The organism is Microcystis aeruginosa FD4 (assembly GCF_009792235.1).
GTDB classification, from domain to species: domain Bacteria; phylum Cyanobacteriota; class Cyanobacteriia; order Cyanobacteriales; family Microcystaceae; genus Microcystis; species Microcystis viridis.
In genome coordinates, this window is record NZ_CP046973.1 from 325,371 (window position 1) to 348,884 (window position 23,514).

A 23,514-nucleotide genomic window follows, 5' to 3' on the forward strand; every position below is an offset into this window, starting at 1 on the left:
AGGAAACCCCACAAAAAGTAATGAGAGGAGGGGAGCGCTGATTCAGACAGATTTAGGTGTTAGCTGTTGGGTTTCGCTTTCCCTTAAAATCGAGAGGTTTTCTTTAACCTATTGATTCGCTCAACCCAACCTACGAAATTAGACTTTGATTAAGTATTGACTGATTCTAAATGCCTTAAAATCTGTTCTCTTAAATTATCCAAATAATTCTCTACCACATCCCAAACTGTATTAAGGTCAATTCCTCCTAAATAATCATGTACTAAAATATTCCTAAAACCAGAAATATTACGCCAGTCAACATCGGGAATATTTGCCTTTAATTCCTCCGAAAGCCGTTGAGTTGATTCTGCCAAAGTTTGTAAGCGTCTAATGATAGCATCGCTCATCATTGAATTAGCAAAAAACTCCTGTTTTCCTCCTTGGGAATACTCCTGAATTTGTAACCGTTCAGGGGGGGTACGAAATCTGGTAATCTGAGAGACATGGATGAGAAGCAGCTACTAGAGATGTCAGGAATAGACGCAGAGGATTGGGAGCAGACCCCAGCCAGCGTCAGACGGCTAGTAGTGCAGTTAGGCTTGAAGATAGAGCAACTAGAGCAACACCTCAAAGAATTACAAGACTCAAAAGAGGGGCTAGAAGAGAAAGTCAATCGAAACTCACAGAACTCCCATAGCTCTCCTGCCTCAGACTCTCCCAACGTCGAGAAGACCAAGAAAAAAAAACCAACAGGAAAAAAGCGAGGGGGGCAACCCGGACACCCAGGTCATAGTCGTTCCCTGTATCCAGTGGAAGCGTGTGATAGCGTCACCAACCACTATCCTAAAACTTGCCCCTGTTGTGGCGAACCCCTACAAGGAGTTGACCCCAGCCCCTACCGCCATCAAGTAGTAGAAATTCCCCCGATTAAGCTCCAAATCGCGGAGCATCGCCTACACCAACTAACTTGCACTCGCTGCGGCCAGACAAGCAGAGCCACTCTACCAGAAGAGGTAGAAGCCAGTGGCTACGGCGAAACAGTGGTAGCCATCGTCTCAGTGCTGAGCGGGATGTACCGTCATTCAGTAAGGATGGTGGTTTCGGCGATGTCGGACTTGTTTGGGGTGAAAATCTCTCTGGGGACAGTCAATCGTCTGAGAAAAGAAGCCAGTGAGGCGGTCTCAGCCTCAGTAGAGGAGGTCAAAGCCTACATTCAAGCTGCGCCGATAGTGGGAGCCGATGAGACAGGTTTCGGACAAGGAAATGCCGATGGGGAAAATCCTCAGTCCAAGAGAGCCTGGTTGTGGGTGGCCGTCACTCCCTTGGTCAGCTTCTTTTGTGTGGAGTTGTCGCGCTCGACGGCGGCGGCTCAAGGGTTATTGGGAGAGAACTTCGAGGGGATTCTCAACAGCGATCGCTATAAGGCCTACAATTGGGTCGATGTTGACCGAAGACAACTGTGTTGGGCACATCTCAAGCGAGAGTTCACCAAAATCTCTGAACGCAGTGGAGTCTCCCGTCAACTAGGACGAGATTTGCTCGCCCAACAGAAAAAGTTGTTTCGCCTCTGGCATCGAGTCCGAGATGGGACTTTGAGCCGGACTCAGTTTCAGTCATTAGTGTCGCCAATTCGAGAACGAGTCAGAAGTTTACTCTCTTCAGGAGCGGATTATCAGATTGGCTCCAGGGAGAAGACTCCTTTGGCTAAAACCGTTCGCACCTGCCGGCAACTGCTGAAGGTGGAGTCCGCCCTATGGCTGTTCGTCACGGTGGAGGGGTTAGAGCCAACGAACAATGCGGCTGAGAGAGCCATTCGCCAGGCTGTCCTCTGGCGGCGCACTAGCTTTGGCTCTCAAAGTGAGGCGGGTAGTATTTTTGTGGCGCGGATGCTGACGGTAGTCACCAGTCTGCGTTCTCAGAACCGCAATGTCTTGGAATTCATGACCGACGCTGTTCGAGCCTCTAGGAAAGGTAGTGCTTCTCCTTCTCTGCTACCCCAGGAGAGTACTTCTACAGGGTCAATACCACTGGCTGCTTGACACCCCCCCCTGAACGGTTACCTGAATTTTATCAATACAGTCTAAAATGTATCCAAGATAAACTTGATCTTCATTCATAACTTAATTGCCTCCTTTAAGATTCGCTGTTTAATTAGATGATGAAGGCTTTTTTCAGTTACTACATCCACTTTACACCCTAAGAGATCCTCTAAATCAACTAATAATCCACCGGGAAACCAAGGGGATGTTTTAGCTAAATCATAATCAATTAAAAAATCAATATCACTATTTTCGGTTTCCTCACCTCTAGCAACGGAACCAAATACACGCACATTAAAAGCACCATGTTTGGTGGCAATTTTTAGGATATCCTCTCGTTTGTCTTGTATGAGTTGTTTTAGGGTCATAAAATAACATCCGTCCCGAAGGTTTTTAGTGAACAATTAACAGACTAGACTAGAAAAAACTAAATACTGATAACAATTATCGTCGGTTGGATTGACCCAAGGAAACCCAACAAAAAGCCATGAGAGGAGGGGAGAGCCGATTCAGACGGATTTAGGTGTTGGGTGTTGGGTTTCGCTCTCCCCTAAAATTGAGAGGTTTTCTTTAACCTATTGATTCGCTCAACCCAAGAAAAAGGACTAGACCTCTGTTGTATTCATCGCGTTTTATTAGCGGTAAGCTTGACTGCGATGTTCAATGAGTAAGACAATAACTTGAGATTGACTATCATCAACGATATAAATAACCCGATAGTCTCCGACTCGGAAGCGATACTTCCCAGCAAATTCTCCCTTTAATGCTTTAATTTGAGGGTGATTTTTGGGCGTTTCTTGAAGAATCTTTAAACACTTAGCAATCCTCTTTCTCAAGACTGAATCAGCTTCAGAATAAACTTTATTAGCTTTAGCTGTTAAACAGACTTTATAAATCATCTAAGTTTTTCCAATCAATGAGACGACCTGATTGTAAATCCATTTCAGCTTCTTTTAATTTTTCTATGATATTGGGAATTTCTCTAATTTCTTGGGTTGCTTGCTCACTCTCTTTATCTGATAAATAAGCAGCAAATTCTAGAATAGTCTTTAAATTTTCTAATGATAAGGTTTGGAGATATTCTTGAATTTTTTGCGGCATTAAATCAATCTGTGCTAATGTTTCAGAATCTAAAAAATCTTCTGAGGTCGATAGATTTATTTGAACGTCAGTAATAGTCATAGTCTGATAAATTGATTCTTTTAAGTTGATTATATATATCTTAGCGAATTTTTCAAGCTAGGGCTTGCTACCTTGGAACCTAATCTGGGAATTGATGACCCTCGGCGATTCGCGTCTGGAGAGGTAACGCTTCTCCCTCTACATTTATAGTACCCCAGGAGAGTCCTCCCACAGAATCAATACTAATGGCTACTTGATAACCGCTCCGGAACGGTTAAAGTAAAATTATGAGTGATTCGGAGAAAAAAATATGTCAACGCTTTACGATAACTGTTTTGACCACATTACTGATCCTGTCCAACGGAATTCTGTTCGCCAGCAATGGTTACAGATGCTTGGTGGAGGTTTATCTATGGCGGATGTTAGGATGCTACTAGATAAGTCCCCAGATTTTCGGGTTGCGATTAGTCGGTGGATTTCCGCAAAACCTGTAAGTCTCGGTTTTAGTTATGATATAATGGACAGGCTAAATCAGTTAAATTAATCATTATCTTGAATCTGTTTGATGATTCTTTTCCCTCTTTGAATACTTGCTTGTAATTCTGTCTCAATTAAAGCTGTTAATTCTTGCTGTTTTATCCCAGAAAATTCAGTCTCAGAAGCTAGAGATTGATGAAATTCTTCCATCAGTTCTTGTAAACGTTCTTGTTGCTGTTTGGTGAATAAATTATCAGGACGGAAACGCTGTAAAATCACTAATGTCTCACCCATATTTTCCCCTTCAGCAATTAAACTTGTTTCCATAATATCCAGTGCTTGACCGGGAGTCAAACCACTTGTTTCTTGGTTGCCACAAATTGCTTTATATGTCAAGGTTTTTCCTGCCAATTCTGGAACAATTGTGATAGTAGTCATGGTTTAAACAGTAAAGCGAATTTTGCAAGCTCATCCAAAATAATTTGGCTTTTCCATACTTGTTATACACTTTAACATACTAACCGTAGATTGGGTTGAGCAATAATAACTCTTGTCTGTCCAATATTAGCGACGCTTGAGGGAAACCAAACCCCACCAATATCGTTAAGAATGTTGGTTTTACCTCAAACCATTGAATCGAGCAGTTTTCTCCTAAGTATTAAATCCCTCAACCCAACCTACAAGCTCTTATTACTAAAAATGCTCTCAAATATTTCACGCTTGACTCTAAAGTTAATTTCTCCAAGTCTTTGATAAAAACTCTCCAAATTTTCAATTTCTATCTTTTCTTCTTTGAGAAGTTTACGAATAACCGCTAAAGTTCCTTTAACATTCAATCCTAAACGTATTGCTTCTTTTCTTGCGGCAAAGTCATCAAGGACGATATAATCGGTTTGTAATTCTATTCCTAAAGTGATGGCATCAGATTCACCTTTCCCTAAACGTTCATTTAAACTATTTGCTAGAGAGATTAATTGAATATTTAGCATGGTTAATTTCTGTTGATCGATCAGCTTATTAAGAGTCTCTGAAGATTGATCTTGTTTGGCATTAATTTCTTGTTGTACGGTTACAGGTAAATAAAAGTTATCATGAGAATCTAGGAATTTTTCTAAAAATCCTAACCGAGACAAAAAGAGTAAAGGAGAAGAATTGAAAACAATTTTCCTAGAGATTACCAATTTTTTTCTCTATCTATGTCTTCCGTAGTAAGATAAGAAAAATCGATTCCCATTAATTCTAAAATTTTCAAGAACATTTCTGTATCCATTTCCATTACTTCTGCTGCTTTATGAAGACTGATGATACGAGAAACTAAAGCACCCACTACAAAAATAAATTGTTCTTTTTGTTCAATATTATCAAATAATTGAATTTCGGCGGCGATTTCTTGAAAAGTGGTCGAAGTATTCATTGTCTTGCTAAGTTTTATTAATTAAGACAGACCTAACCCAATTTTAACACCAAATCAAGCCAACATTGAGTGAGATGCTCGAAAGAACAACATCAATATCAAAAAACACGGGATCGACTTTAATTTTGCCAAGTAATTGTCCTAAGTAGGTGGGTGGAATTAAATATAAGATGAACGTAGGTTGGGTTGAAGCATGAAACCCAACAAAAAGTCATCCGAGGTTTTCCATCTCCTCGATAATTGCCATTGTCTCAACACTAACGGTACACACACGAGTCAATAAGTCAATAACTTTGTCTTTATAATTTACAAAACGATAACTATTAAATTTCTCAGCGATGGTTTTATCTTTGGGTTTCTTTTCTTTGTATTGATCCAATACCCATTCTAACGCGCAACGATTACCGAGTTTATATTCCCAAGCAGTTGCGGGGATTTTTTCGAGGGTGGTGACATCATCAAGAATTATTTTTCCTGCGGGTTTATCTGCTTTCAGTTTTGGGGTGGGATTATCTTTGCTGGAGGGAATATCAACGCGGGTTAACGGATAGGGATTGACGGTTTCATAGTTGATATGCAGATGGATTAATTTTTCTCCCCAGTTTACCCATTGTGGGAAGTTTTCATACAAGGGAATACGAGGAAATTCTCGCTTAAGATTTAATTCGTATTTACTGCGATATGCTGGATGATGAAGGACTGCATAGGTATAGCAGAATGCCAAGAATAAGCGGTGAGAATGGTTAGTTAAATTAACCAACCTCTCTGAATGCCATGTTCAATTCCACCGGTCCAATCCATTGTTAAATGTTCTCTTACTGCATTAAAAAGGTGTTGTATAACTAGAGGATTAATTGAATTTTTGACATAATTTTCTTTATATCGTAATTCGCGATCAGTATTTCTTTGTTGACGAAGTACATAAATCTGATCGACTTTATATTTCCTTAAATTGACATCATCTGATAGTTTAATCCATTCCATCACTACAATATATAAACTATTAGGATTGCGTGCTTTTAAGTCTTCTGCTGCTCGTGAAGAACCTTCCAGCATAGTTTTATCTAAATAAGTTTTGCATTCGATAACAATCACTGGCAGATCGAAAATATGTGTTTCAGTATTATTGGTGATTTTCACCTCAGAATAACTATCTGGATCATCTTTTGGTGAAAAAGATGATAACTGCTCTGTCGGATTATTTTGTGCCAGGGGATAAGATGATTCTAGAGATGCTTTAATTGTTGTACCGATAACAAAATCATGATCCTTTTTCTCAATACGAGCGTAAGGACGCTTGAGCATTTCTGAATAACTGGGAGGAACAAAGAAAATGTCTTTGAAAGTGTGTGATTTACCAATTAAAGTATTCTCACCAAAATCACCAATTAAATCTTTAAATAAATAGTACAAAAATTCCTCAAGTACCGTTGAATGAAGATTGGAACGAGAGTCAAATTTTTCTGCGTATTGTTGTTGATCGATAAAATCTTTATAAATTGACAGCAGTTTAACTCGTCTTTGCAAAATTTTATTGTCTCGCTCTGTTGCTATTGAAGTCGGTCCGACTAATTTATAATTAATGCTACACCACTGATCATATTTTTCTCGTATTTCACCAAGAAATCGCTTACTTTCAGCATCTTTATACTTTTGAGGGTGGTTTTCCTTTTGTTCAAGATTAGAACCGTGAACTAGAGGATTTCTACTGGTTTTGGACATAAATTTAACTTTTCTTTAATATGTAATGCTATGGAACGAGCGAGGAGAGGTGGTACAGCATTACCTATTTGATTGTACTGACAAAGGAATTTTTCGTCAAATCTTTTTTCTCTATGTAATAACTTTTGAGAAACCACGGTTTTTTTGCCAAGAAAACGGTATTGATCGGGAAAAGATTGTAATCGCGCACCCTCACGAGCAGTTAAATTACGATTTTGGAAAGGATGCAGAAAATTAGCATAAAATGAAGCTGTAATTGTATGAGATGGTTCGTAGGGATTTAAACGACGATTATTTTGATCATAGCAATGGGAAGATAACTCCCCATTGCTACTTCTTCGTCTAGGTTTATGTTCTTGGGGTACATCAGAACTAGATTCTCCCCATTTAATATGTTTAAAACGTTCAACAAGTCTTGCTGAATGTTCCATAGCTACATGATTATATAATACATCACTATTATCCCTTATCCATGTTTGATAGCTGTTTTGAGGGTCACAAATATACGACTGTTCTTCTTGTCCTTCTCTCGCATTTAATAAAGGTAAATCTGAGATAGCATCCCAGAGATTAATAGCAGGATTTAAGGTCTCTGTTTCTAACAAGGAAAGTTGACGATTACCTCTATCATTGTATAACTTTAACGAATGACTAATAGTGGGGATTCCAATCTTTTTTCCACTGGTATTTCCCACAATAAAAACTCTTTCTCTGGACTGAGGAACGCCATAATTAAGCGCATTTATTAACCATACCTCTACAAAATAACCAAGCTCAATAAAGGTGCTTTGTATAATGTCTATAACTTTTAAATTGTCGCTATTTTTGCGAGATAAAATTCCTTTGACATTCTCTATAATGAAAGCTTTCGGTTTTAGGTAATCTATCCAACGAGCAAACTCTAAAAACAAACTATTCCTCGGATCCTGAGGATCTTTATGTGCCGGACCAGCAATACTGAATCCTTGACAGGGTGGACCACCAATAATAACGTCTGGTTTAAAAATACACACTTTCTTGACACTATCTTCAGTACAATAATCACGAATATCATGTTGAAGAACTAGCATTTTGGGATGATTGTAACGCAAAGTATCACAAGCCCAAGCATCTATTTCCAGTGCTAACGGCACTGAATAACCTGCCATTTTAAATCCTAGTCCGAACCCACCGGCTCCAGCAAATATATCAATTGCTATTGGTTGTTGTATGAACATATAATTTAACTTTTGTCAACAGATGAGATGATTGTGTGGTTCAACTACTAATCCTCTTCAAATTTTCCTTACTTTCCCAGTAACCCCAGTCTAATCTTAAAGCATCTTTGACTGTACCATCGGGATAAACTAACTTTCCTGACTTGTTACGATAATCTAATTCCGGGATTAATAAAAAATCACGGGTTTTACAGTATTCATTTAAAAGATTCTGGAAAGCAACTCTTAAAGAAGTTTCTTTTTTACTGCCTCCAAATTGAATAATTTTATCGACTTCGCTATAGTATTGCTGGATGAGGAGACGAGACATAGCATAAAAATTAGAGATTGAGGTGATTATCTTTATTATTCCCGAAAAAGCTAGAAAAATCTGACCGGGTGAGCGCATCTCAAAAACTATTGACAATTGGCCAATTTTGTGATCAGCGTGGGCATTTCCAGTGATACCATTTTTCTTTATTCGTGGCAGTCAATCAGACTCCCCTCTCCCGTCCCCCCCTTTTTTTTGCTCCCCGATGTCGGGGGATTGGGGGGTTGCCTCTTACCTTCAGTAATTGATAACTGATTAAGATTTCACTCCCAGATTAAAGAAAATCGTTCCCCGACGCACAGAATTATCACTACCTTGGCTGCTAATGGTAAGAGAACGCAGATTATTAAATAAAGGCTTAATGGATAATTCTAACACCCGCACGATCGGGAATTTTGCCTCGATAACTGGCTGTAATTGTCGCCAATCGACGTAAAAATAACCATCATTTTCCGCAGGTAGAGCAGTAATTGCCTGTCGAAACTTACCACTGCTTAAAATCGGGTTTTTCTGTGCAGATAAAGCTAAACCCATCGCTTCCACAGAACTAGCGATAATCTCATAATTATCGACTCTCGTATGCACTCCCGTCACGATCGTCTCTAGTTGCGCTTTTCCCCCTGGGACTGCCGTGGTTAACTTTGTCCAAGCTGTCACCGATCGATCGAGTAAAGGCAGATTAACCACATTATAGCCGCGACTGCGGGCTAACTCATCCAAATGCTCGATCGCATTGTCCACCTCTACTCCCATCACCCGTTCCCCTACAAAAACACTATCGGGTTCCATCCCCTTTGAACTAGGCACGAGAGCGAGGCTATATTCGCCTCTAACCCAGCTAAAAACGTCTTCAGGCAAATTTAAACCTAAAGGCGACTGGAAGCGGTTTAAGACCTGTGTTATTAATTCCTGTAGGGGACTATCTGCTTCTAACCCCTCCTCTACCTGAGTCCAAAAACGATTTAAATCGCGACTAGCGGCGACTACAAGGCTATTTTCGCTGATAAAAGATAATGCTCCCACGGGACTAGATAAAATTGGGGCTTGGTTATCCTGTCCTAAGACCCCAATTAAGGCGGTTTGAGCGACTATTCCCCCGGATTTGAGCGTAAAAGCCGTGGCTAATCGTTGTTTTGCTTCGGGACTCTCCGGGACGGGTTGATTGGCGATCCAAGCCGATAACGTGGGTAAATTGCCGTAAACTATAGCTATACGCGGTTCAGTGATATTTTTTATTGCTTCTTGGTAATCGGGGCTATTTTTTAGGTTTAAATCCGGTACTTGCACGTTATTAAGTGCCTCGCGCAAAACCTTGATATTATTGGCAAAAAGCACCGTATCCCCCACCACGGCACTAGCGAGAAAACGATTATTATCTCCCGCGGTCAAGGGACGTTGATAAATGAGGTTAATTCCCTTGTAGGGTTCAAAAACGAGGTCAAATTTGCCCGAAACCGCCTGTTTTGAGTAGGAAGCTTGCAGAAATTCCTTAGCGCGTTCACCATCTTTACTTTCAATTGCCAAAAGATAACCCGGTTGGATACCATTATCGGTATCGCGATCGAAATCTAGGGAAGTAACAGCGAGGGTAATTTCCTCCCCTAACCAAGGTTTGATTTCCTTTTGATAATTCAATCCCGTTTTACCGAGGAGAGTTTTTTCTAAATCCTTAATTTCTTGGTGGGAACGTCGTCGATTAGCCGGTGTAGCGATTAATTGACCAAAAGACTCCAAACGTTCGGGATTGACCAACAGGGATACCATAACCGGGGCCTGTTTCGGCACAAAAATCGCCGCCGTCGGTTCCCGCAGCACCCCACCTTTGAGCAAAGACAGCGGACTATCGGCGAGAATCCAAGCAAAACTGGCTGTAGCGACTCCTAGGAGAATGATTACCGTCGCACCTAAAAGATAGAAAAACGATCGCAATTTCACAACCTTGCCCCGAGATGAACCATTAGCTATTTTAAGCCAGCAAATGACCCAAGAATTTCGATCGCTACAATTCTTACCAGACTGACAACCGATAACTCGCCACCGATAACTAATTTTTACCAGCCTTTTTCCGCTTGAGCGAGGACATAATTAGCTACAGTTTCGATATCTTCAGCGCTGAGACGACCACCGAAAGCAGGCATCGCCCCCATACCTTTGGTAACTTGGGTAACGATAGCTTCAACGGAATCTTTGCCGTATTTAACTAAATCCTCTTTTTTCAGGGTTTTAGCGGCATTAACCACGTTTTTACCGCCCATGTGGCAGGAAGCGCAGTTAGCACTGAAAATCGAAGCCCCATCAGCTAAAGCGGGACGAGCCATACCGAATGTAACCACAGCCAAGAGCAAGCACAGGGAAATTAATAATCTTTTCACGATAGGTTCTCCTCTATTTCTCAAGAAATTCCCCAACCATCGTCAGAAAAAAACGGTTTTCTTGTCAAAAGACAAGCTGTCAAACTTCGTGTAGAATTAATCCATGGGACAGTTAAAAGCAAACTTTTACTTTTTTGTCAAAAGACAGGCTGTCAAACTTGTCATCTTCCCTCGTGTAAAGGATTAACAAGCATGAAAAAATTAGGTTTATTGGTCGCTACCGTGGTGCTAGTCGTCTCTAGCTTCTTCTTCAACACTGCCGCCGCTGCTGCGGAAACCTTCACGGTTAAGATGGGCGGTGATGCAGGTACACTACAATTTGATCCCCCCACCCTGACTATTAAAGCAGGAGATACGGTGAAATGGGTCAATAACAAACTTTCTCCCCATAACATAGTTTTCGATAGCACCAAAGTTCCCGAAGCTCAAGCCAGCAAATTATCCCACAAAGGTCTGGCTTTTTCCGCCGGTGAGTCCTTTGAAAGCACTTTCAGCGAACTGGGTACTTACACCTACTACTGCGAACCCCATCGCGGCGCCGGTATGGTCGGAACGATTACCGTTGAGTAATTAGGGTCTGCTGAAAAAGTTTTTCGGTGGTGGTAGGGTGTGGGGTGTGGGGTGTGGGGTGTAGGGTTTTACCGATTTTCAGGTGGTCAACTACCTAATTTTCAGGGAAAAAGTCCCGGAATTTTCCCCCTGATCACTCCCAGTCCGGTACTTTTTGATTGACAAAAAGTCTAAAAGTCTTACCCAACAAGGTTTTTAGATTTATTCAGCAGACCCTAATTATCCGATTTTAACCAAAAATAACTCGCGGTTAACTGCCGCGGGTTGTTTTTTGGGAAGTGGGGTGTGGGGTGTGGGGAGAACAAAGATGCCTTTTGTCTTTTGTCTTTTGACTCCTGAAATATAAAGTCTCGGTTACAAAACTCACTTGGGAGCAATTCTCACCCCACCATAGAAACAGAAGCCCGTAGGAAAATCAGCCATGAAAGAACACGATGTCGTTATAGTGGGCGGTGGGTTAGCAGGATGCCGCGCCGCCTTAGAAATCAAACGCCTCAACCCGACTATCGATGTTGCTGTCGTTGCCAAAACCCACCCAATTCGTTCCCACTCCGTCGCTGCCCAGGGAGGTATCGCCGCCGCCCTGCAAAACGTTGACCCCAAAGATAATCCCAAGGCCCACGCCTACGATACTGTCAAAGGTTCCGATTTTCTGGCTGACCAGGATGCGGTGGATATCCTCACCCGAGAAGCCCCCGAAGTTATCATCGAATTGGAACATCTAGGCGTGTTATTCTCCCGTCTCGAAGATGGACGCATTGCCCAAAGAGCCTTTGGCGGTCACAGCCATAACCGGGCCTGTTACGCCGCCGATAAAACCGGTCACGCCATGCTGCACGAATTAGTCAGCAATTTAGGCCGTAATCAGGTAAAAATCTACGATGAATGGTACGTTTTGCGTCTTATCCTCGAAGAAGGTACAGCTAAAGGAGTAGTTATGTACCAAATCGCCACCGGACAGATAGAAATCCTCCGGGCAAAAGCAATTATGTTCGGGACGGGGGGCTATGGTCGCGTTTATAACACCACCTCCAACGATTTCGCCTGTACGGGAGACGGTTTAGCTTTATCGGCAAAAGCGGGTATTCCCCTAGAAGACATGGAATTTGTCCAATTTCACCCCACTGGACTCTATCCCGTCGGTGTTTTAATCTCGGAAGCAGTCCGGGGTGAAGGAGCTTATTTAATCAATAGCGCAGGTCGTCGTTTTATGGAAGACTATGCCCCCTCGCGCATGGAATTGGCCCCCCGGGACATCACTTCCCGGGCCATTACCCTAGAAATTCGCGCCGGCCGGGGGGTAAATCTGGACGGTAGCGCCGGAGGCCCCTTTGTCTATCTGGATTTACGCCATTTAGGCCGGGAAAAAATTATGAGTCGGATTCCTTTCTGTTGGGAGGAGGCCCACCGTCTCGTCGGTGTCGATGCGGTAGAGGAACCGATGCCTGTACGTCCTACAGTTCACTATTGTATGGGAGGCATTCCCGTTAATACCGATGGTCGCGTTCGCTTAAGTGCCGATACCCTCACCGAAGGCTTTTTCTCCGCTGGGGAATGTTCCTGTGTCTCCGTTCACGGGGCCAATCGTTTGGGCAGTAATTCCCTGTTAGAATGTGTGGTCTATGGGAGAAGAACCGGCAAATCGATCGCTAAATACGTCGAAAAACGCGCTTTTCCCGTCTTTAATCCCGATATTTACCTTCAGGAGGCTAAAGAGCAAATCACCGCTCTATTGACCAAAAAAGGCACGATTCGCATCGGTCAACTACGTCAGCAATTCCAAGACTGTATGACCCAACATTGCGGCGTTTTTCGCACCGAAGCGACCATGCGCGAGGGAATTAAACAAATCGGCGAATTAAAGCGCCAATACGAGCAGATTTACCTCGATGATACGGGGGATTGCTGGAATACGGAACTAATCGAGGCCTGGGAATTACAAAGTCTCATGGTAGTGGGGGAAATTATCCTCACCTCTGCCCTCAATCGTCAAGAAAGCCGAGGGGCCCATTCCCGCGAGGATTTTCCCCAACGGGATGACCAAAATTTTCTTCAGCATACCCTCGCCTATTATTCCCCCGACCGCATCGATATCAACTATATGCCCGTGGTGATTCAGGATTTCACCCCCGTGGAACGTAAGTATTAACCTCTGGTCGGACGGTAAATGTAAAGTAATTTTACAAACTCCTTGGCATTTACCGAGATTTAGTTCTATACTAAATAAAGCAACGCGGGATAGAGCAGTCTGGTAGCTCGTCGGGCTCATAACCCGAAGGTCAGTGGTTCAAATCCGCTTCCCGCCATTAATTCGAGTTGGTTCTGATTGACAGGTTTTGAATTTCTAGGAAATTTGGATGTACGAGAGTTGAAAAATGAGTAATGCAAAACCAAAATCCCGATTCTGAACAAAAATCGCCGCCGTCGGTTTCCGCATCTCCATTAGAACCGGCAGGTCCTAATTTTTTTGATAAATTTTTCATTGTAGTTACGGCTTTTGGTTTTGGACTGGGTACGGCTATAGCTTTGTTGCCCAATGTCATACCTTTGCCAATCATACCATCTATTTTTTTTGGCACTGGAATAGGTGCATTGGTTTACCGATTTATGGGAGGGTTTAAAGATGATGATTCCTTACAAACCCAGGCAATAAAAATTTGGCTCTTCGTTACTCTTTATGCTAAATCAACATACAAGATGCCAAGATAACATACTTCTAACCCAAAAATTCCGAAAGTTTCTAAAGCCATAGCCTCTCCGTTTTATTAGTTTAAGTTTATTGTTGATTCCCTCGACCACCCCATTCGTTGTCCTTTGCTCGAAATAACTAATAATTTCTCCAAACCAGTTTCGGATTGTTTGACAACTCTTGGTAAAAACACTGGAGGATTTTGCCAACCATTCTGAGATAGATAGCATTCCCTCTGTCGGATTCTCTGAGGTTTCATAAATCTTTCTAAATTCTTCCTTTAATTCCTGCATCTTTTTCAAACTTGGTCAATTTTCTTTGATAGCTTCTAGTTTGAGTTTTTGGGGTTCCGTTAAATTTTCTTCATTTTTTAACAGACTATATTTACTTCGCTTTAAAACTTCTAGTTTTGCTTCTTTTTCCGCTTTTTGTTTTTTATTTTTCTGCGCTTCTACGGCTCTTTTTTCTGCTCTTCTCTGTTCATATAACTCTTGATTAATTTGTTTCATGACATGGAATCTATCGGCGACTACCTCGGCCGATGGCATCAATTCTTTCACCAAATTTTTATAGGACAACCAAAGATATATACTGACTTCTTCAATTTGCTCTAACACCTCTTTTCCCCAGCCTGTAAGGGTTTTCCTTAATTCAAGAGTGTGTTCGCTTCTCTAGAATAGCTATTAGTTTTCCCGTATCTAAATTTACTAAAACTGCACAGTAATTTTTTTGTCCTTTGACTAGAGCGATTTCATCAATTCCTAGTCTTTTTAATTCCGATAAGTCTGGCTCTGTAATTTCTTCGGCTATGTCCTCTAACATTCTTTGAATCTCTTCTTCCGTTACGTCATTGATTCGGCTAACATTTAAAATATCTCCTTCTTTTAATTGTTCGAGTATATTTTCGGCTAGTCTTTTCGTATAGGTTCGTTTACTGGCGACAAAATCTAACTCTTCACTAAAGGGTTTTCGACAATTATCGCACTTAAATTGACGACGATTAACTTGTAGGTACACTGGTTGTCCTGAGATTGGTAAATCTTTGACTAAATGTCGATGATTTTGGTGTAGTTTATCGCTCTCTAACCCACAATGAGGACAGGTTGCTTTTTGATTTTTCGATTCGATTCGGCAAACTATACCGATATTTTCTAGGTGTAGATAGCCTTGAATAGACGTTCCTTTTAGGTTCAAAAATTTGTCAAGCATCATGAGTAAAATACTCGGGTTTTTGGCTATTATATCAAATCTTAACTCAATTGTCTATCTTTTGGCATTAACCTATTTGTGCCGTAAGTGTCTCCCTGTATAGATTTCAGCTACTTTTAGGCGTAGGCACTCTCATCGAATTTTATTTTAAGTTAATTATTTGCATAACAATTACCGAAGAGCCAAGATTAGAAACCCTTGCCCACCTATAACAACAATGAAAACTAAAGCGATTATTCACAGCGATCCTGATATTCTAGGAGGAACTCCCGTCTTTAAAGGGACTCGTGTACCTATTAAAACCTTACTCGATTATCTAGAAGCAGGTGACTCATTAGACGTATTTTTGGATCATTTTCCCAGTGTCAGCAAAGAGCAAGCGATCGCCTCTCTTGAATTAGCCGTCAAGATAGGATGGTCAGGAAAAAAGAACGGTGAATTGCTAAAATTGATCAGTCAGAATGGATTTACAATCCTACTCACGACTGATCAAAATTTGCGTTATGAACAAAATTTACAACAAGCTGGAATAGCAGTTATTGTTCTCGTTGCACCCACTAATAAGATATCTGATTTATTGCCACTAATGCCTGATGTTCGTAATGTATTGAATACTATTGCTACAGGAGAATTCATTGAAATTATATCAACAAAAAGCCCTTGAATTAAACCAAAAACCCGGTGTTATCCTTTTTAAAGACTATGAGGAACTTTTAGCACAGATTGGCTCTCTTGGGGTTATGGTGATAAGCTTATCTGATCGAAGAAAGGGCGTACACTATACGCCCCTACCAATCACACCACGTGCGGCGGTAGGGGCGCAACGTGGTCAGTGAGTTGAGCGAACTGCTTGCGCCCATAATGTAACATTGTGAACATTTTTCACCTTGAGAAGATTTGTCATAACAAAATTATTCTATAAACCCTATTGATTCCCCATGAAAAACTAAATTAATCTCACCATTGAACGATTTAATGAAAACGGACAAGATTACTATGTCGCCACCAGTCCCGACATACAAGGACTTGTCGCTGAAGCTAAGACAATAGATGCCGTCATTGATATTGCCAAAGACTTAATTCCCATCTTATTAGAATTGCCAACAAAAGATCGGCCATCGGCTGCATCTCACATTTGCAGAAATACCGACAAACTATTACTTATCAGTCGTCAGCGGTCAGCTTTTTTCTCCCCACTTCCCATTTCCCACTTCCCACTTCCCATCTCCCTGCATTTCCACACAGAGTAGTAATCTTCTGGTTGCCTTTTAGCCAAGCTCAGAACTAGGATAGGAGAGAAAGAGGTATTAATGCAGCAAGAGAGGCTTATACTGTGACCAATGTAGCGATCGATGTCCGATTAACTAGGACTTCTCTGTGGCAATGGCAAACATGGCAAGGATTGCCCTATCTTACCTGTAATCTTTTAGAGGACTGGTCTCACGGCTTTTTTACCCGTCATTATTACCCCCAAACCCCGGAAGCTTTTACAGCTGCTCTAGGCGCAAATGTACCGGTTTATCGGGTCAAACAGGTACATGGCGATCGCCTATTAAATCCCCAAGCGATTACTAACCCGGAAATTGTCGAAGCGGATGGGATTATCACCGATGCTTCTGGTCAAGGGATTTGGGTGGCCAGTGCTGACTGTACGCCTGTACTAATAGGTGAGCGCTCTACCGGTGTTGGGGTGGCGATTCATTCTGGATGGAGAGGGACAGCCAAGGGGATAGTTCCCAAAGCAGTTAAGCAGTTATTAAACTCCAGCAGTTGTTTAGATAACTTAGTGCTGGCCCTGGGGCCGGCAATTGCCGGGGAAGTGTATCAAGTAGAGACAGAAGTTGCGGCGGAAGTGGGTTTAAGTTTATTTCCCCAAGAAACTAATCCCGACCAAATTCTGGCGAATTTATTTACCCTGTCCCCCTCCCCCTTATTTGCTGACGAGGAAAAAGGAAAAGTGCGCTTAGACGTACGACGGGTGATTTATCATCAACTACAACAGTTAGGAATTAGGGATGAACAAATTGCGATCGCTCCTTTTTGCACCTATCAACAAGAGGATCATTTTTTCTCCTATCGTCGGGAAAAAGCCAAAAAAATTCAATGGTCTGGCATAGTTAGTCGTTAATAACTGGTTGGACATTTTCACTCAAGAATTCGCCCTTTCTTTTCACTGATTACTGATTACTGATTACTGATAACTGATTACTGCACACTGATAACTGAAAAATCCCCCCCTCTCCCATGCGTATTGTTTTTTTCGGAACCCCGACTTTTGCCGTTCCCACCCTGAAAAAATTATTAGCCAATCCCGATATAGAAGTGATTGCCGTCGTTACCCAACCGGACAAGCGCCGGGGAAGGGGCAATCAATTAATCCCCTCACCAGTGAAACAAATAGCCATAGAACAGCAAATACTGGTTTGGCAGCCCAAAAGTGTGAAAAAAAACGCTAAAACCTTAGATTTTCTCAGACAATCGCGGGCGGATGCCTTTGTGGTGCTGGCCTACGGACAAATTCTCTCCCCAGAAATTCTAGAGATGCCAAGATTAGGCTGTATTAACGTTCATGGCTCAATTTTGCCCAAATATCGGGGAGCAGCCCCCGTGCAGTGGTGCATCGCTAGGGGAGAAAAAGAAACCGGCATTACCACCATGTTAATGGATGCGGGCATGGATACCGGACCGATGTTACTGAAAGCCTACAGCCCGATCGCTCTTTTTGACAATGCCGAACAGGTGGGAGCAACCCTAGGACAAATGGGGGCGGATTTGCTCCTAGAAACCCTCTCTAAGCTCGATCGAGCAGAAATTACCCCAATTCCTCAAAATAATGACGATGCCACCTATGCCCCTTTAATTCAAAAATCCGACTACCTAATCAACTGGCAAGATTCGGGCCGGACAATTCACGATCGAGTCCGGGGTTTTTATCCTCATGGGCTAACCACTTTCCGGGGACAACCCCTAAAAGTGATGGCGACTATTCCCCTAGACGATCCTAGTCAACTACCTCGAGAATTACAGACAAAAGACCTTTCTCATCTAAACGGAGAAGTGGGATCGATAGTAGCTCTCTGGAAAAATTTCGGGCCAGTCATACAAACGGGAGAGGGTTTTTTATTATTAAAAGAAGTGCAATTATCGGGAAAACCACCGCGTTTTGGTGGGGATTTGGTTAATGGTTCCCGTTTAACTATCGGTGAGATTTTCGGTCAATAGTTTTGGTGGGGATGGCTTTCCTTTCCTCCTCTATGCTTCACTGGTGAAGATTTTTTTCAACTGGCGAAAGCGATCGGAATAACTTCTTAACACTTCGATCGCAAACATGGGGGTTTCCTGCACGGCAAATAAAAACTGCGGTTGATTGAGATAGGCTAATTTACAATCAGTTTTGGCGATAGCTGTGGATTCTCGCAGTTTATCCTCATGCAGGAGTGCTCCTGCTCCGAATACATCCCCTTTTTCTAGAGTTTCTATCAAGTGGCCTCTGATATACATCTCCACTTCTCCGCTAAGAATACCGTACATTAACTCGCCCTCCGTGCCATCGGCAAAAATAACTTCACCAGCTGGAAAAGTGCGATCGGGATGATTTTCGAGAATTTTAATCGTGTCTACCGGACTTAACATGATTTAACAAGAATTTTTCGGGTTATCTCTCCCATTTTCCGATATATTGAACTCCTCGATCATCGTTTTTGTATGTAAGAATACTTGAAACTTCTCTACCTGACAAAGATTCGGTTTGACTCTCAGAAATGCTTTGTTTAATGCTTGTCGGGGAGAGAATATTTCCGTCTTCATACCTTTATCCTTATTCCTACTCAACCCGATTTTTGAGTCTATTTTTTTTTCTGTTATCTTCCCTCAAAAACCCTATATATATGGGCGCACGGATCCCGATCATATAATAATTTTAAACAAGTCTCGCCATTTGTCAAGGGTTTTCCGAAAATCTCCCCCTCTCCCCACTTCCTTGAGAAAACACTGGGGTTAAAACTGTTTGATCGCTGCTTGAGTGATTTCTGCGATCGCGGCTAAACTGGGACTAACTTGGCCGGTATCGGTGGACAACCAGAGAAGATACTCGACGTTACCCGCAGGTCCGGTAATGGGAGACCAAGTTAAACCCCGATAGAACCATCCTAAAACTTCGGCGGCCTGTAAAACCTGAAAAATTGCCCCCGCTTGGTCTTGATGGTTGCGAACTACCCCTTTTTTACCGACTTTTTCCCGTCCCACCTCGAATTGGGGTTTGACCAATAAAATCGCTTCTCGCGGTGGATTTAACAGCGTCCACAGGGTCGGTAAAACTTTAGTCAGAGAAATAAAAGACAGATCCATAACTGCTAAATCGGCGTGTTTTTCCTGTCCGTATAACTTTTCTGGGGTTAAATAGCGAAAATTAGTTCTTTCTAGTAAAATAACTCGTTCATGCTGCCGTAAACTCCACGCCACTTGTCCATAACCCACATCAACCCCATAAACCCGTTTTGCTCCTTTTTGCAAGAGACAATCGGTAAATCCCCCCGTAGAAATGCCCCCATCTAAACAAATGCGATCGCCGACATCGATGGCAAACAATTCTAAGGCCTTGGCTAATTTTTCGCCACCCCTTGACAAATAGGGCAGTTTCTGCTTAACCTCGATCGCCGCTTCCTGGTCGATTTCTGTGGCTGGTTTATCGATAATTTGGTGATTGACTTTCACCTCTCCAGCGCAAATTAATCGCTGTGCCTGTTGACGGGAATCACAGAGATTTTTGGCTACTAATAATAAATCTAATCTTTGTTTCGGCAAGGAAGGCCCCCTTAGTAAGTGGTCGTGCAAAATTAATTTCTTAGTTGAAACAGGAGACTCCGAGACAGGAGTAGGGAGATGGGGGAGTAGGGAGACCACTTCGTGCGCGTTGCGGGGGGAAGTGGGGAGAGGCTGACAGGTGTAGGTATTTTACAACTAAGAGGAAGGGGAGTAGTAAAAAGCATCAACTGGGGTGGGAGGGGGGGAAAAAGAAGGAAGAAGGTGAATCGACAAACCCTTCAGTAAATCAGCAACGCCGGGTCAGAGAACCCAAAAGAAAACAAGAAATCTGACGAAAGGGGTTGAGCTTGAGAGTTTGGCTAAAGACAGTATGTTGGGGGGAAGTTACTCGAAATTGGGCAAGGGAAGATTGATTTTCCGCTTCTCCACTGGGTATAACCATCCAGAGAGTGGCTACAGCCATAGCTAACCAAAGACGTTCGGCACGCTGTGGGTCAAGCAGACGAGTGTTTTGCCACTGCCAACCGTCAGACTTGAGGTCGCAGTAAACACACTCGCTAGAAGGACGTAACCCATACCAGAGAGCATCAGCTTGCTGGGGTTTCAAGTCAGTAGCTCTTCTGCAAAAGTCTTATTCAGCTACTTGATGATAGCCTAAAGCAAGTTCATAATTGTAAATGCCAGCAATTAGATTAAATCTTAGACCAAAACGCCGTCTCCGGAAAATATCATCAGTTAACTGAGATTTAAGGGAATTACTTTCAGTCTGACTCGAAGAAATCAAAAGCCAAACTGACCAACAATTCTCCCTCTAAATTCTACCGAATTCAAGCCGGATTAGAGTTGGCCCTTCGGCTACGCTCAGGCTTCGGCCGTGATCTCAGTTGGGTTGAGTCCGTAGCGACTGTTTACCCCACGGGAGAAACAAGCACTTTACCCCCCCATTTAAAATTAACTATTCTTACCGAAACTGGAGAGGTTTTTCGAGAAGTAATTGCCACAGGTAACGATGAATTTATTCGTTATTGATTTGATGCTGAATTGGGGGATAAATTCTTCATTGAAGTGGCTTTAAAATCGGCAAAAGTAACGGAATATTTACAAGTCTAAGCGAGGAAAAACTTAATGATTAAACTCTTGACTCTCGAACTAGATGGCACATTTGATCGGGGATTTAAAGTAAAATTAGAAATTCGTCCCGATCTTAATTCTCGTCCCCAAACTGTGATCAAAGCAAGGCTACCAGCTAATTTAGAGTTATTAACTATTTACCGTCAATGGCCACGTTACTATAGTGAATTAGAGGAATTTTTTAAAGTCTTAAAAGATAGCAATCCCCAACAAATTACCAATAGTTATCAGCAGAGTTTAGTCTTTACAAACTGCCAAGAAAAAGCCAAATTATTTGAGGACAAATTAAACAAATGGTTAAATAATAGCCCAGAATTTTAACCGATTAAAACCGCAATTCTGCTCTCTGGGAATAACTTTCGTATCTGGTTACAAACCGATAATATTTGGCTGCAAAGATTCCCCTGAGAAAAATGGAAAATTCTCAAAAATATCGGCGCAGATATAGCAATTATTGTCTCAGAATACGATACCTTAGCCAGACAATTAAAAAATCATGAAAAAATTCGGATTTTGGTCATTTTAGGCTATGCCACCGACTTAAGATTTCTCGAAGAAGATCGCAAAACTTTAGACAATATTGCGGGAAAAGCAGGAGCGGAAATTATCTGGGAAAAAGCTCCCCACCCGCAAAAATTAAATCAGTTATTGCGTCAAGAAACTTGGAATATCCTCTTTTTTAGCGGTCATAGTGCCAGTACAGAAGATGGCCAAGATTGCGAAATTCAACTAACAGAAACTCATAAATTAAAGATAGCTGATTTTAGCTTTTCCCTGGGAGAAGCCACTAAAAACGGGTTAAAGTTAGCGATATTTAACTCCTGTGATGGTATCGGTTTGGCACAACAAATATCACGGGAAAAAGGTATGGCACTTCCCCATCTAATCTTTATGCGCGAGAAATTACCCGATCCTATTTCTCCCAAATTTCTGCAATACTTTTTAACCGCTTTTACCAGTAATAAATCTCTCTATAGCGCCGTACATGAAGCCCAAAAAAATCTCCACGATGACTGGGAAAAAGACTATCCCTGTGCCAGTTGGTTGCCCGTAGTTTGCCCCAATCCCACCGAAGAACCCCCCACTTGGCATAGTTTCAGTAACTCCCCTCAAAAACAACAAAATTGGCGACGATTCGCTCTAACTTTCGGTTTAGGTTTAGCCGTAGCGATGACAGTCTTGGCAATAAGAGAAACGGGAATTTTAGAACCCTTAGAATTAAATATTTATGATCGCCTGATGCAACTAAAACCCAAAGATAAACCCGATGAAAGATTATTAATTATTACCATTGATCGCCAAGATTGGGCATATCAAGATCGCATGGGTATGAAAAGACCAACAATACCCGGAAGCGATCAAAAACGTTCCCTCGCAGGAGAAGCATTATCGAAGCTTTTAAATAAATTACTACCCTACCAACCGCAAATTATCGCCTTAGATATCCTCCGTCCCATCGCCGCCAGACAAGATTATCCACCCCTAGCCAACCAATTACAAAATACTCCTAATTTTATCTCGATTTGTAAGTTTAATAATTACCCGCAACCGGACGGATTTCCCCCACCCACGGAACTGCCAAAAAATCAGAGTGGTTTTAGTAACACAGTGCCAGACGAAACCATTGCCGGAGTTCCCCGAATTCGTCGTTTTTTATATCAGGCAAAACTCGATCGCACCTCTCCCTGTCTTCCCCCGGATTCTTTGGCCACAGTTGACTCGATGTCCTGTAATTTTAAAGATTATGCTCCTAGTTTTAGTCTCCTAATTGCCAAACGCTATCTAGAATCCCAGAATCAAGATTTTGACTGCAATAAACTGGAGCGGGGAATTCTAGAAATTAATATCGGGGATACTCATCTCGGTGACTGGCTAAAATCCAACCGCGGCCCCTATAAAACCCGTCAATCCGATACCCGATCCGGCCGTCAAGTTATGCTCGCTTACCGTCGAATCGCCGATAATGGCATCGATGCGATCATAAAAATTGCCCCGAAAAAATCCCTCCGACAGGTTTTAGATGCGAGTTTTAATCTCAAATCAGTCCGGGAAAAAATTGTTCTAATTGGAGTAACAGAACCCGGGATCGATGATTTTTTAACACCCTTTAGTCGCAACCCGTCGGAAGCAATTCCGGGGGTTTATCTGCACGCGCACGCAGTCAGTCAAATTCTCGATACAATGACGGGAAAACGAGCCTCGATCGCTTTCTGGAATCCCCTACAGGAGACTTTCTGGGTGTTGGGGTGGTCCCTAGTGGGGGGATTATTAACGTGGCGTTTTCTTCGGGTGAAAACGGTACTTTTGACAGTGGTGATCGCTGTGATTTCCCTCACTGGCATCGGTTGGCTTCTCTTTAGTTATTTCGGTCTCTGGGTTCCGATTATCCCCCCAGCGATCGCACTTCTCACCACCTCCGGTATCTTCTTTTTTCTTCGTTCTTATACTAAATCCGTTGAGTAACGCACAGAAAACGGGTTTCTCGGAGAAACCCCA

Annotated in this window: 22 protein-coding genes, 1 tRNA gene and 9 pseudogenes; 13 read left to right on the forward strand and 19 right to left on the reverse strand. The window is 42.2% G+C overall.

The window, feature by feature from the left end:
- Window positions 1-149: 149 nt before the first annotated feature.
- Window positions 150-491, reverse strand: coding sequence for a HepT-like ribonuclease domain-containing protein (locus tag GQR42_RS01585; protein ID WP_158202333.1), 342 nt, complete (start codon window positions 489-491; stop codon window positions 150-152).
- On the opposite strand from GQR42_RS01585, the gene tnpC reads away from it, so the two are divergent.
- Window positions 486-2,021 carry an IS66 family transposase gene (tnpC, locus tag GQR42_RS01590; RefSeq protein ID WP_158198643.1) on the forward strand — a complete coding sequence of 512 codons (1,536 nt, stop codon included), beginning with the start codon at window positions 486-488 and terminating at the stop codon, window positions 2,019-2,021. The genes GQR42_RS01585 and tnpC overlap by 6 nt on opposite strands.
- Window positions 2,022-2,095: 74 nt before the next feature.
- Here tnpC and GQR42_RS01595 read toward each other — a convergent pair whose 3' ends face one another.
- The 3 genes from GQR42_RS01595 to GQR42_RS01605 all read right to left on the reverse strand — a co-directional run bounded on the left by GQR42_RS01595 (window position 2,096) and on the right by GQR42_RS01605 (window position 3,203).
- Window positions 2,096-2,389, reverse strand: coding sequence for a nucleotidyltransferase family protein (locus GQR42_RS01595; protein ID WP_002733639.1), 294 nt, complete (start codon window positions 2,387-2,389; stop codon window positions 2,096-2,098).
- Window positions 2,390-2,656: 267 nt separating this feature from the next.
- A complete protein-coding gene (locus GQR42_RS01600; protein WP_158198644.1) occupies window positions 2,657-2,920 on the reverse strand; it encodes a type II toxin-antitoxin system RelE family toxin in 264 nt (87 codons plus the stop codon).
- A complete protein-coding gene (locus GQR42_RS01605; RefSeq protein ID WP_158198645.1) occupies window positions 2,910-3,203 on the reverse strand; it encodes a hypothetical protein in 294 nt (97 codons plus the stop codon). The genes GQR42_RS01600 and GQR42_RS01605 overlap by 11 nt, the downstream gene beginning before the upstream one ends.
- 250 nt (window positions 3,204-3,453) lie before the next feature.
- Here GQR42_RS01605 and GQR42_RS01610 point away from each other — a divergent pair, with 250 nt between their 5' ends.
- On the forward strand, window positions 3,454-3,687 hold the full coding sequence (locus tag GQR42_RS01610) for a hypothetical protein (RefSeq protein ID WP_233271220.1): 234 nt from the start codon (window positions 3,454-3,456) through the stop codon (window positions 3,685-3,687).
- On the opposite strand, the gene GQR42_RS01615 is transcribed toward GQR42_RS01610, so the two are convergent.
- The 9 genes and pseudogenes from GQR42_RS01615 to petJ form a co-directional block, all read right to left on the reverse strand.
- On the reverse strand, window positions 3,684-4,058 hold the full coding sequence (locus GQR42_RS01615) for a hypothetical protein (RefSeq protein ID WP_158198646.1): 375 nt from the start codon (window positions 4,056-4,058) through the stop codon (window positions 3,684-3,686). The genes GQR42_RS01610 and GQR42_RS01615 overlap by 4 nt on opposite strands.
- 239 nt (window positions 4,059-4,297) lie before the next feature.
- Window positions 4,298-4,753 (reverse strand): DUF3368 domain-containing protein, encoded by a 456-nt coding sequence (locus tag GQR42_RS01620; RefSeq protein ID WP_233271221.1) that lies wholly within the window; start codon window positions 4,751-4,753, stop codon window positions 4,298-4,300.
- A 41-nt stretch (window positions 4,754-4,794) separates the two neighbouring features.
- On the reverse strand, window positions 4,795-5,034 hold the full coding sequence (locus GQR42_RS01625; protein ID WP_158198648.1) for a UPF0175 family protein: 240 nt from the start codon (window positions 5,032-5,034) through the stop codon (window positions 4,795-4,797).
- 211 nt (window positions 5,035-5,245) lie between these two features.
- Window positions 5,246-5,752: pseudogene (locus GQR42_RS01630) on the reverse strand (type ISP restriction/modification enzyme); the annotation flags it as partial.
- A gap of 29 nt (window positions 5,753-5,781) precedes the next feature.
- Window positions 5,782-6,756: a Bpu10I family restriction endonuclease gene (locus GQR42_RS01635; protein ID WP_158198650.1), complete on the reverse strand. Its 975-nt coding sequence runs from the start codon at window positions 6,754-6,756 to the stop codon at window positions 5,782-5,784.
- On the reverse strand, window positions 6,729-7,973 hold the full coding sequence (locus GQR42_RS01640) for a DNA cytosine methyltransferase (protein WP_158198651.1): 1,245 nt from the start codon (window positions 7,971-7,973) through the stop codon (window positions 6,729-6,731). Before GQR42_RS01640 ends, GQR42_RS01635 begins: the two co-directional genes overlap by 28 nt.
- A 64-nt stretch (window positions 7,974-8,037) precedes the next feature.
- Window positions 8,038-8,283, reverse strand: a pseudogene (locus GQR42_RS01645) (hypothetical protein); the annotation flags it as partial.
- 255 nt (window positions 8,284-8,538) lie between these two features.
- Window positions 8,539-10,218, reverse strand: a complete 1,680-nt coding sequence (locus tag GQR42_RS01650; protein ID WP_158198652.1) for a DUF3352 domain-containing protein — start codon at window positions 10,216-10,218, stop codon at window positions 8,539-8,541.
- Between the two features lie 116 nt (window positions 10,219-10,334).
- A complete protein-coding gene (petJ, locus tag GQR42_RS01655) occupies window positions 10,335-10,655 on the reverse strand; it encodes a cytochrome c6 PetJ (RefSeq protein ID WP_002796336.1) in 321 nt (106 codons plus the stop codon).
- A gap of 192 nt (window positions 10,656-10,847) precedes the next feature.
- On the opposite strand from petJ, the gene petE reads away from it, so the two are divergent.
- The 5 genes and pseudogenes from petE to GQR42_RS01675 all read left to right on the forward strand — a co-directional run bounded on the left by petE (window position 10,848) and on the right by GQR42_RS01675 (window position 13,934).
- Window positions 10,848-11,225, forward strand: a complete 378-nt coding sequence (petE, locus tag GQR42_RS01660) for a plastocyanin (protein WP_158198653.1) — start codon at window positions 10,848-10,850, stop codon at window positions 11,223-11,225.
- Between the two features lie 7 nt (window positions 11,226-11,232).
- Window positions 11,233-11,424 (forward strand): annotated as a pseudogene (locus GQR42_RS29780) (hypothetical protein).
- Window positions 11,425-11,646: 222 nt separating this feature from the next.
- A complete protein-coding gene (locus tag GQR42_RS01665) occupies window positions 11,647-13,374 on the forward strand; it encodes a succinate dehydrogenase/fumarate reductase flavoprotein subunit (RefSeq protein ID WP_158198654.1) in 1,728 nt (575 codons plus the stop codon).
- An 83-nt stretch (window positions 13,375-13,457) separates the two neighbouring features.
- Window positions 13,458-13,531: transfer RNA gene (locus GQR42_RS01670), tRNA-Met, on the forward strand.
- A gap of 76 nt (window positions 13,532-13,607) precedes the next feature.
- Window positions 13,608-13,934 carry a hypothetical protein gene (locus tag GQR42_RS01675; protein WP_158198655.1) on the forward strand — a complete coding sequence of 109 codons (327 nt, stop codon included), beginning with the start codon at window positions 13,608-13,610 and terminating at the stop codon, window positions 13,932-13,934.
- On the opposite strand, the pseudogene GQR42_RS01680 reads toward GQR42_RS01675, so the two are convergent.
- Window positions 13,911-15,126, reverse strand: a pseudogene (locus GQR42_RS01680) (ISL3 family transposase). The gene GQR42_RS01675 and the pseudogene GQR42_RS01680 sit on opposite strands and share 24 nt — an antisense overlap.
- A 214-nt stretch (window positions 15,127-15,340) precedes the next feature.
- Between GQR42_RS01680 and GQR42_RS27355 the strand changes: the two are divergent.
- From GQR42_RS27355 to fmt, 4 genes and pseudogenes are all read left to right on the forward strand, one after another.
- A pseudogene (locus GQR42_RS27355) lies at window positions 15,341-15,526 on the forward strand (DUF433 domain-containing protein); the annotation flags it as partial.
- 547 nt (window positions 15,527-16,073) lie between these two features.
- Window positions 16,074-16,235, forward strand: a pseudogene (locus GQR42_RS29785) (DUF1902 domain-containing protein); the annotation flags it as partial.
- A 221-nt stretch (window positions 16,236-16,456) separates the two neighbouring features.
- Window positions 16,457-17,251 carry a peptidoglycan editing factor PgeF gene (gene pgeF / locus GQR42_RS01695; protein ID WP_158198656.1) on the forward strand — a complete coding sequence of 265 codons (795 nt, stop codon included), beginning with the start codon at window positions 16,457-16,459 and terminating at the stop codon, window positions 17,249-17,251.
- A gap of 116 nt (window positions 17,252-17,367) precedes the next feature.
- Window positions 17,368-18,345, forward strand: coding sequence for a methionyl-tRNA formyltransferase (fmt, locus tag GQR42_RS01700; RefSeq protein WP_158198657.1), 978 nt, complete (start codon window positions 17,368-17,370; stop codon window positions 18,343-18,345).
- Between the two features lie 30 nt (window positions 18,346-18,375).
- Here the strand turns inward: fmt and GQR42_RS01705 are convergent, their stop codons facing one another.
- The 5 genes and pseudogenes from GQR42_RS01705 to GQR42_RS29790 all read right to left on the reverse strand — a co-directional run.
- Window positions 18,376-18,756, reverse strand: coding sequence for a cyclic nucleotide-binding domain-containing protein (locus tag GQR42_RS01705; RefSeq protein WP_158198658.1), 381 nt, complete (start codon window positions 18,754-18,756; stop codon window positions 18,376-18,378).
- 3 nt (window positions 18,757-18,759) lie between these two features.
- Window positions 18,760-18,930: a type II restriction endonuclease gene (locus GQR42_RS01710; protein WP_158198659.1), complete on the reverse strand. Its 171-nt coding sequence runs from the start codon at window positions 18,928-18,930 to the stop codon at window positions 18,760-18,762.
- A 189-nt stretch (window positions 18,931-19,119) separates the two neighbouring features.
- Window positions 19,120-19,926, reverse strand: a complete 807-nt coding sequence (locus tag GQR42_RS01715; RefSeq protein ID WP_158198660.1) for a TlyA family RNA methyltransferase — start codon at window positions 19,924-19,926, stop codon at window positions 19,120-19,122.
- Between the two features lie 247 nt (window positions 19,927-20,173).
- Window positions 20,174-20,494, reverse strand: a complete 321-nt coding sequence (locus GQR42_RS28205) for a hypothetical protein (RefSeq protein WP_233271222.1) — start codon at window positions 20,492-20,494, stop codon at window positions 20,174-20,176.
- Between the two features lie 24 nt (window positions 20,495-20,518).
- Window positions 20,519-20,608 (reverse strand): annotated as a pseudogene (locus tag GQR42_RS29790) (IS5/IS1182 family transposase); the annotation flags it as partial.
- A gap of 179 nt (window positions 20,609-20,787) precedes the next feature.
- Between GQR42_RS29790 and GQR42_RS01730 the strand changes: the two are divergent.
- Together GQR42_RS01730 and GQR42_RS01735 are read left to right on the forward strand one after the other, a co-directional pair.
- A pseudogene (locus GQR42_RS01730) lies at window positions 20,788-20,997 on the forward strand (DUF1822 family protein); the annotation flags it as partial.
- Between the two features lie 15 nt (window positions 20,998-21,012).
- A pseudogene (locus GQR42_RS01735) lies at window positions 21,013-23,481 on the forward strand (CHASE2 domain-containing protein).
- Window positions 23,482-23,514 lie beyond the last annotated feature (33 nt).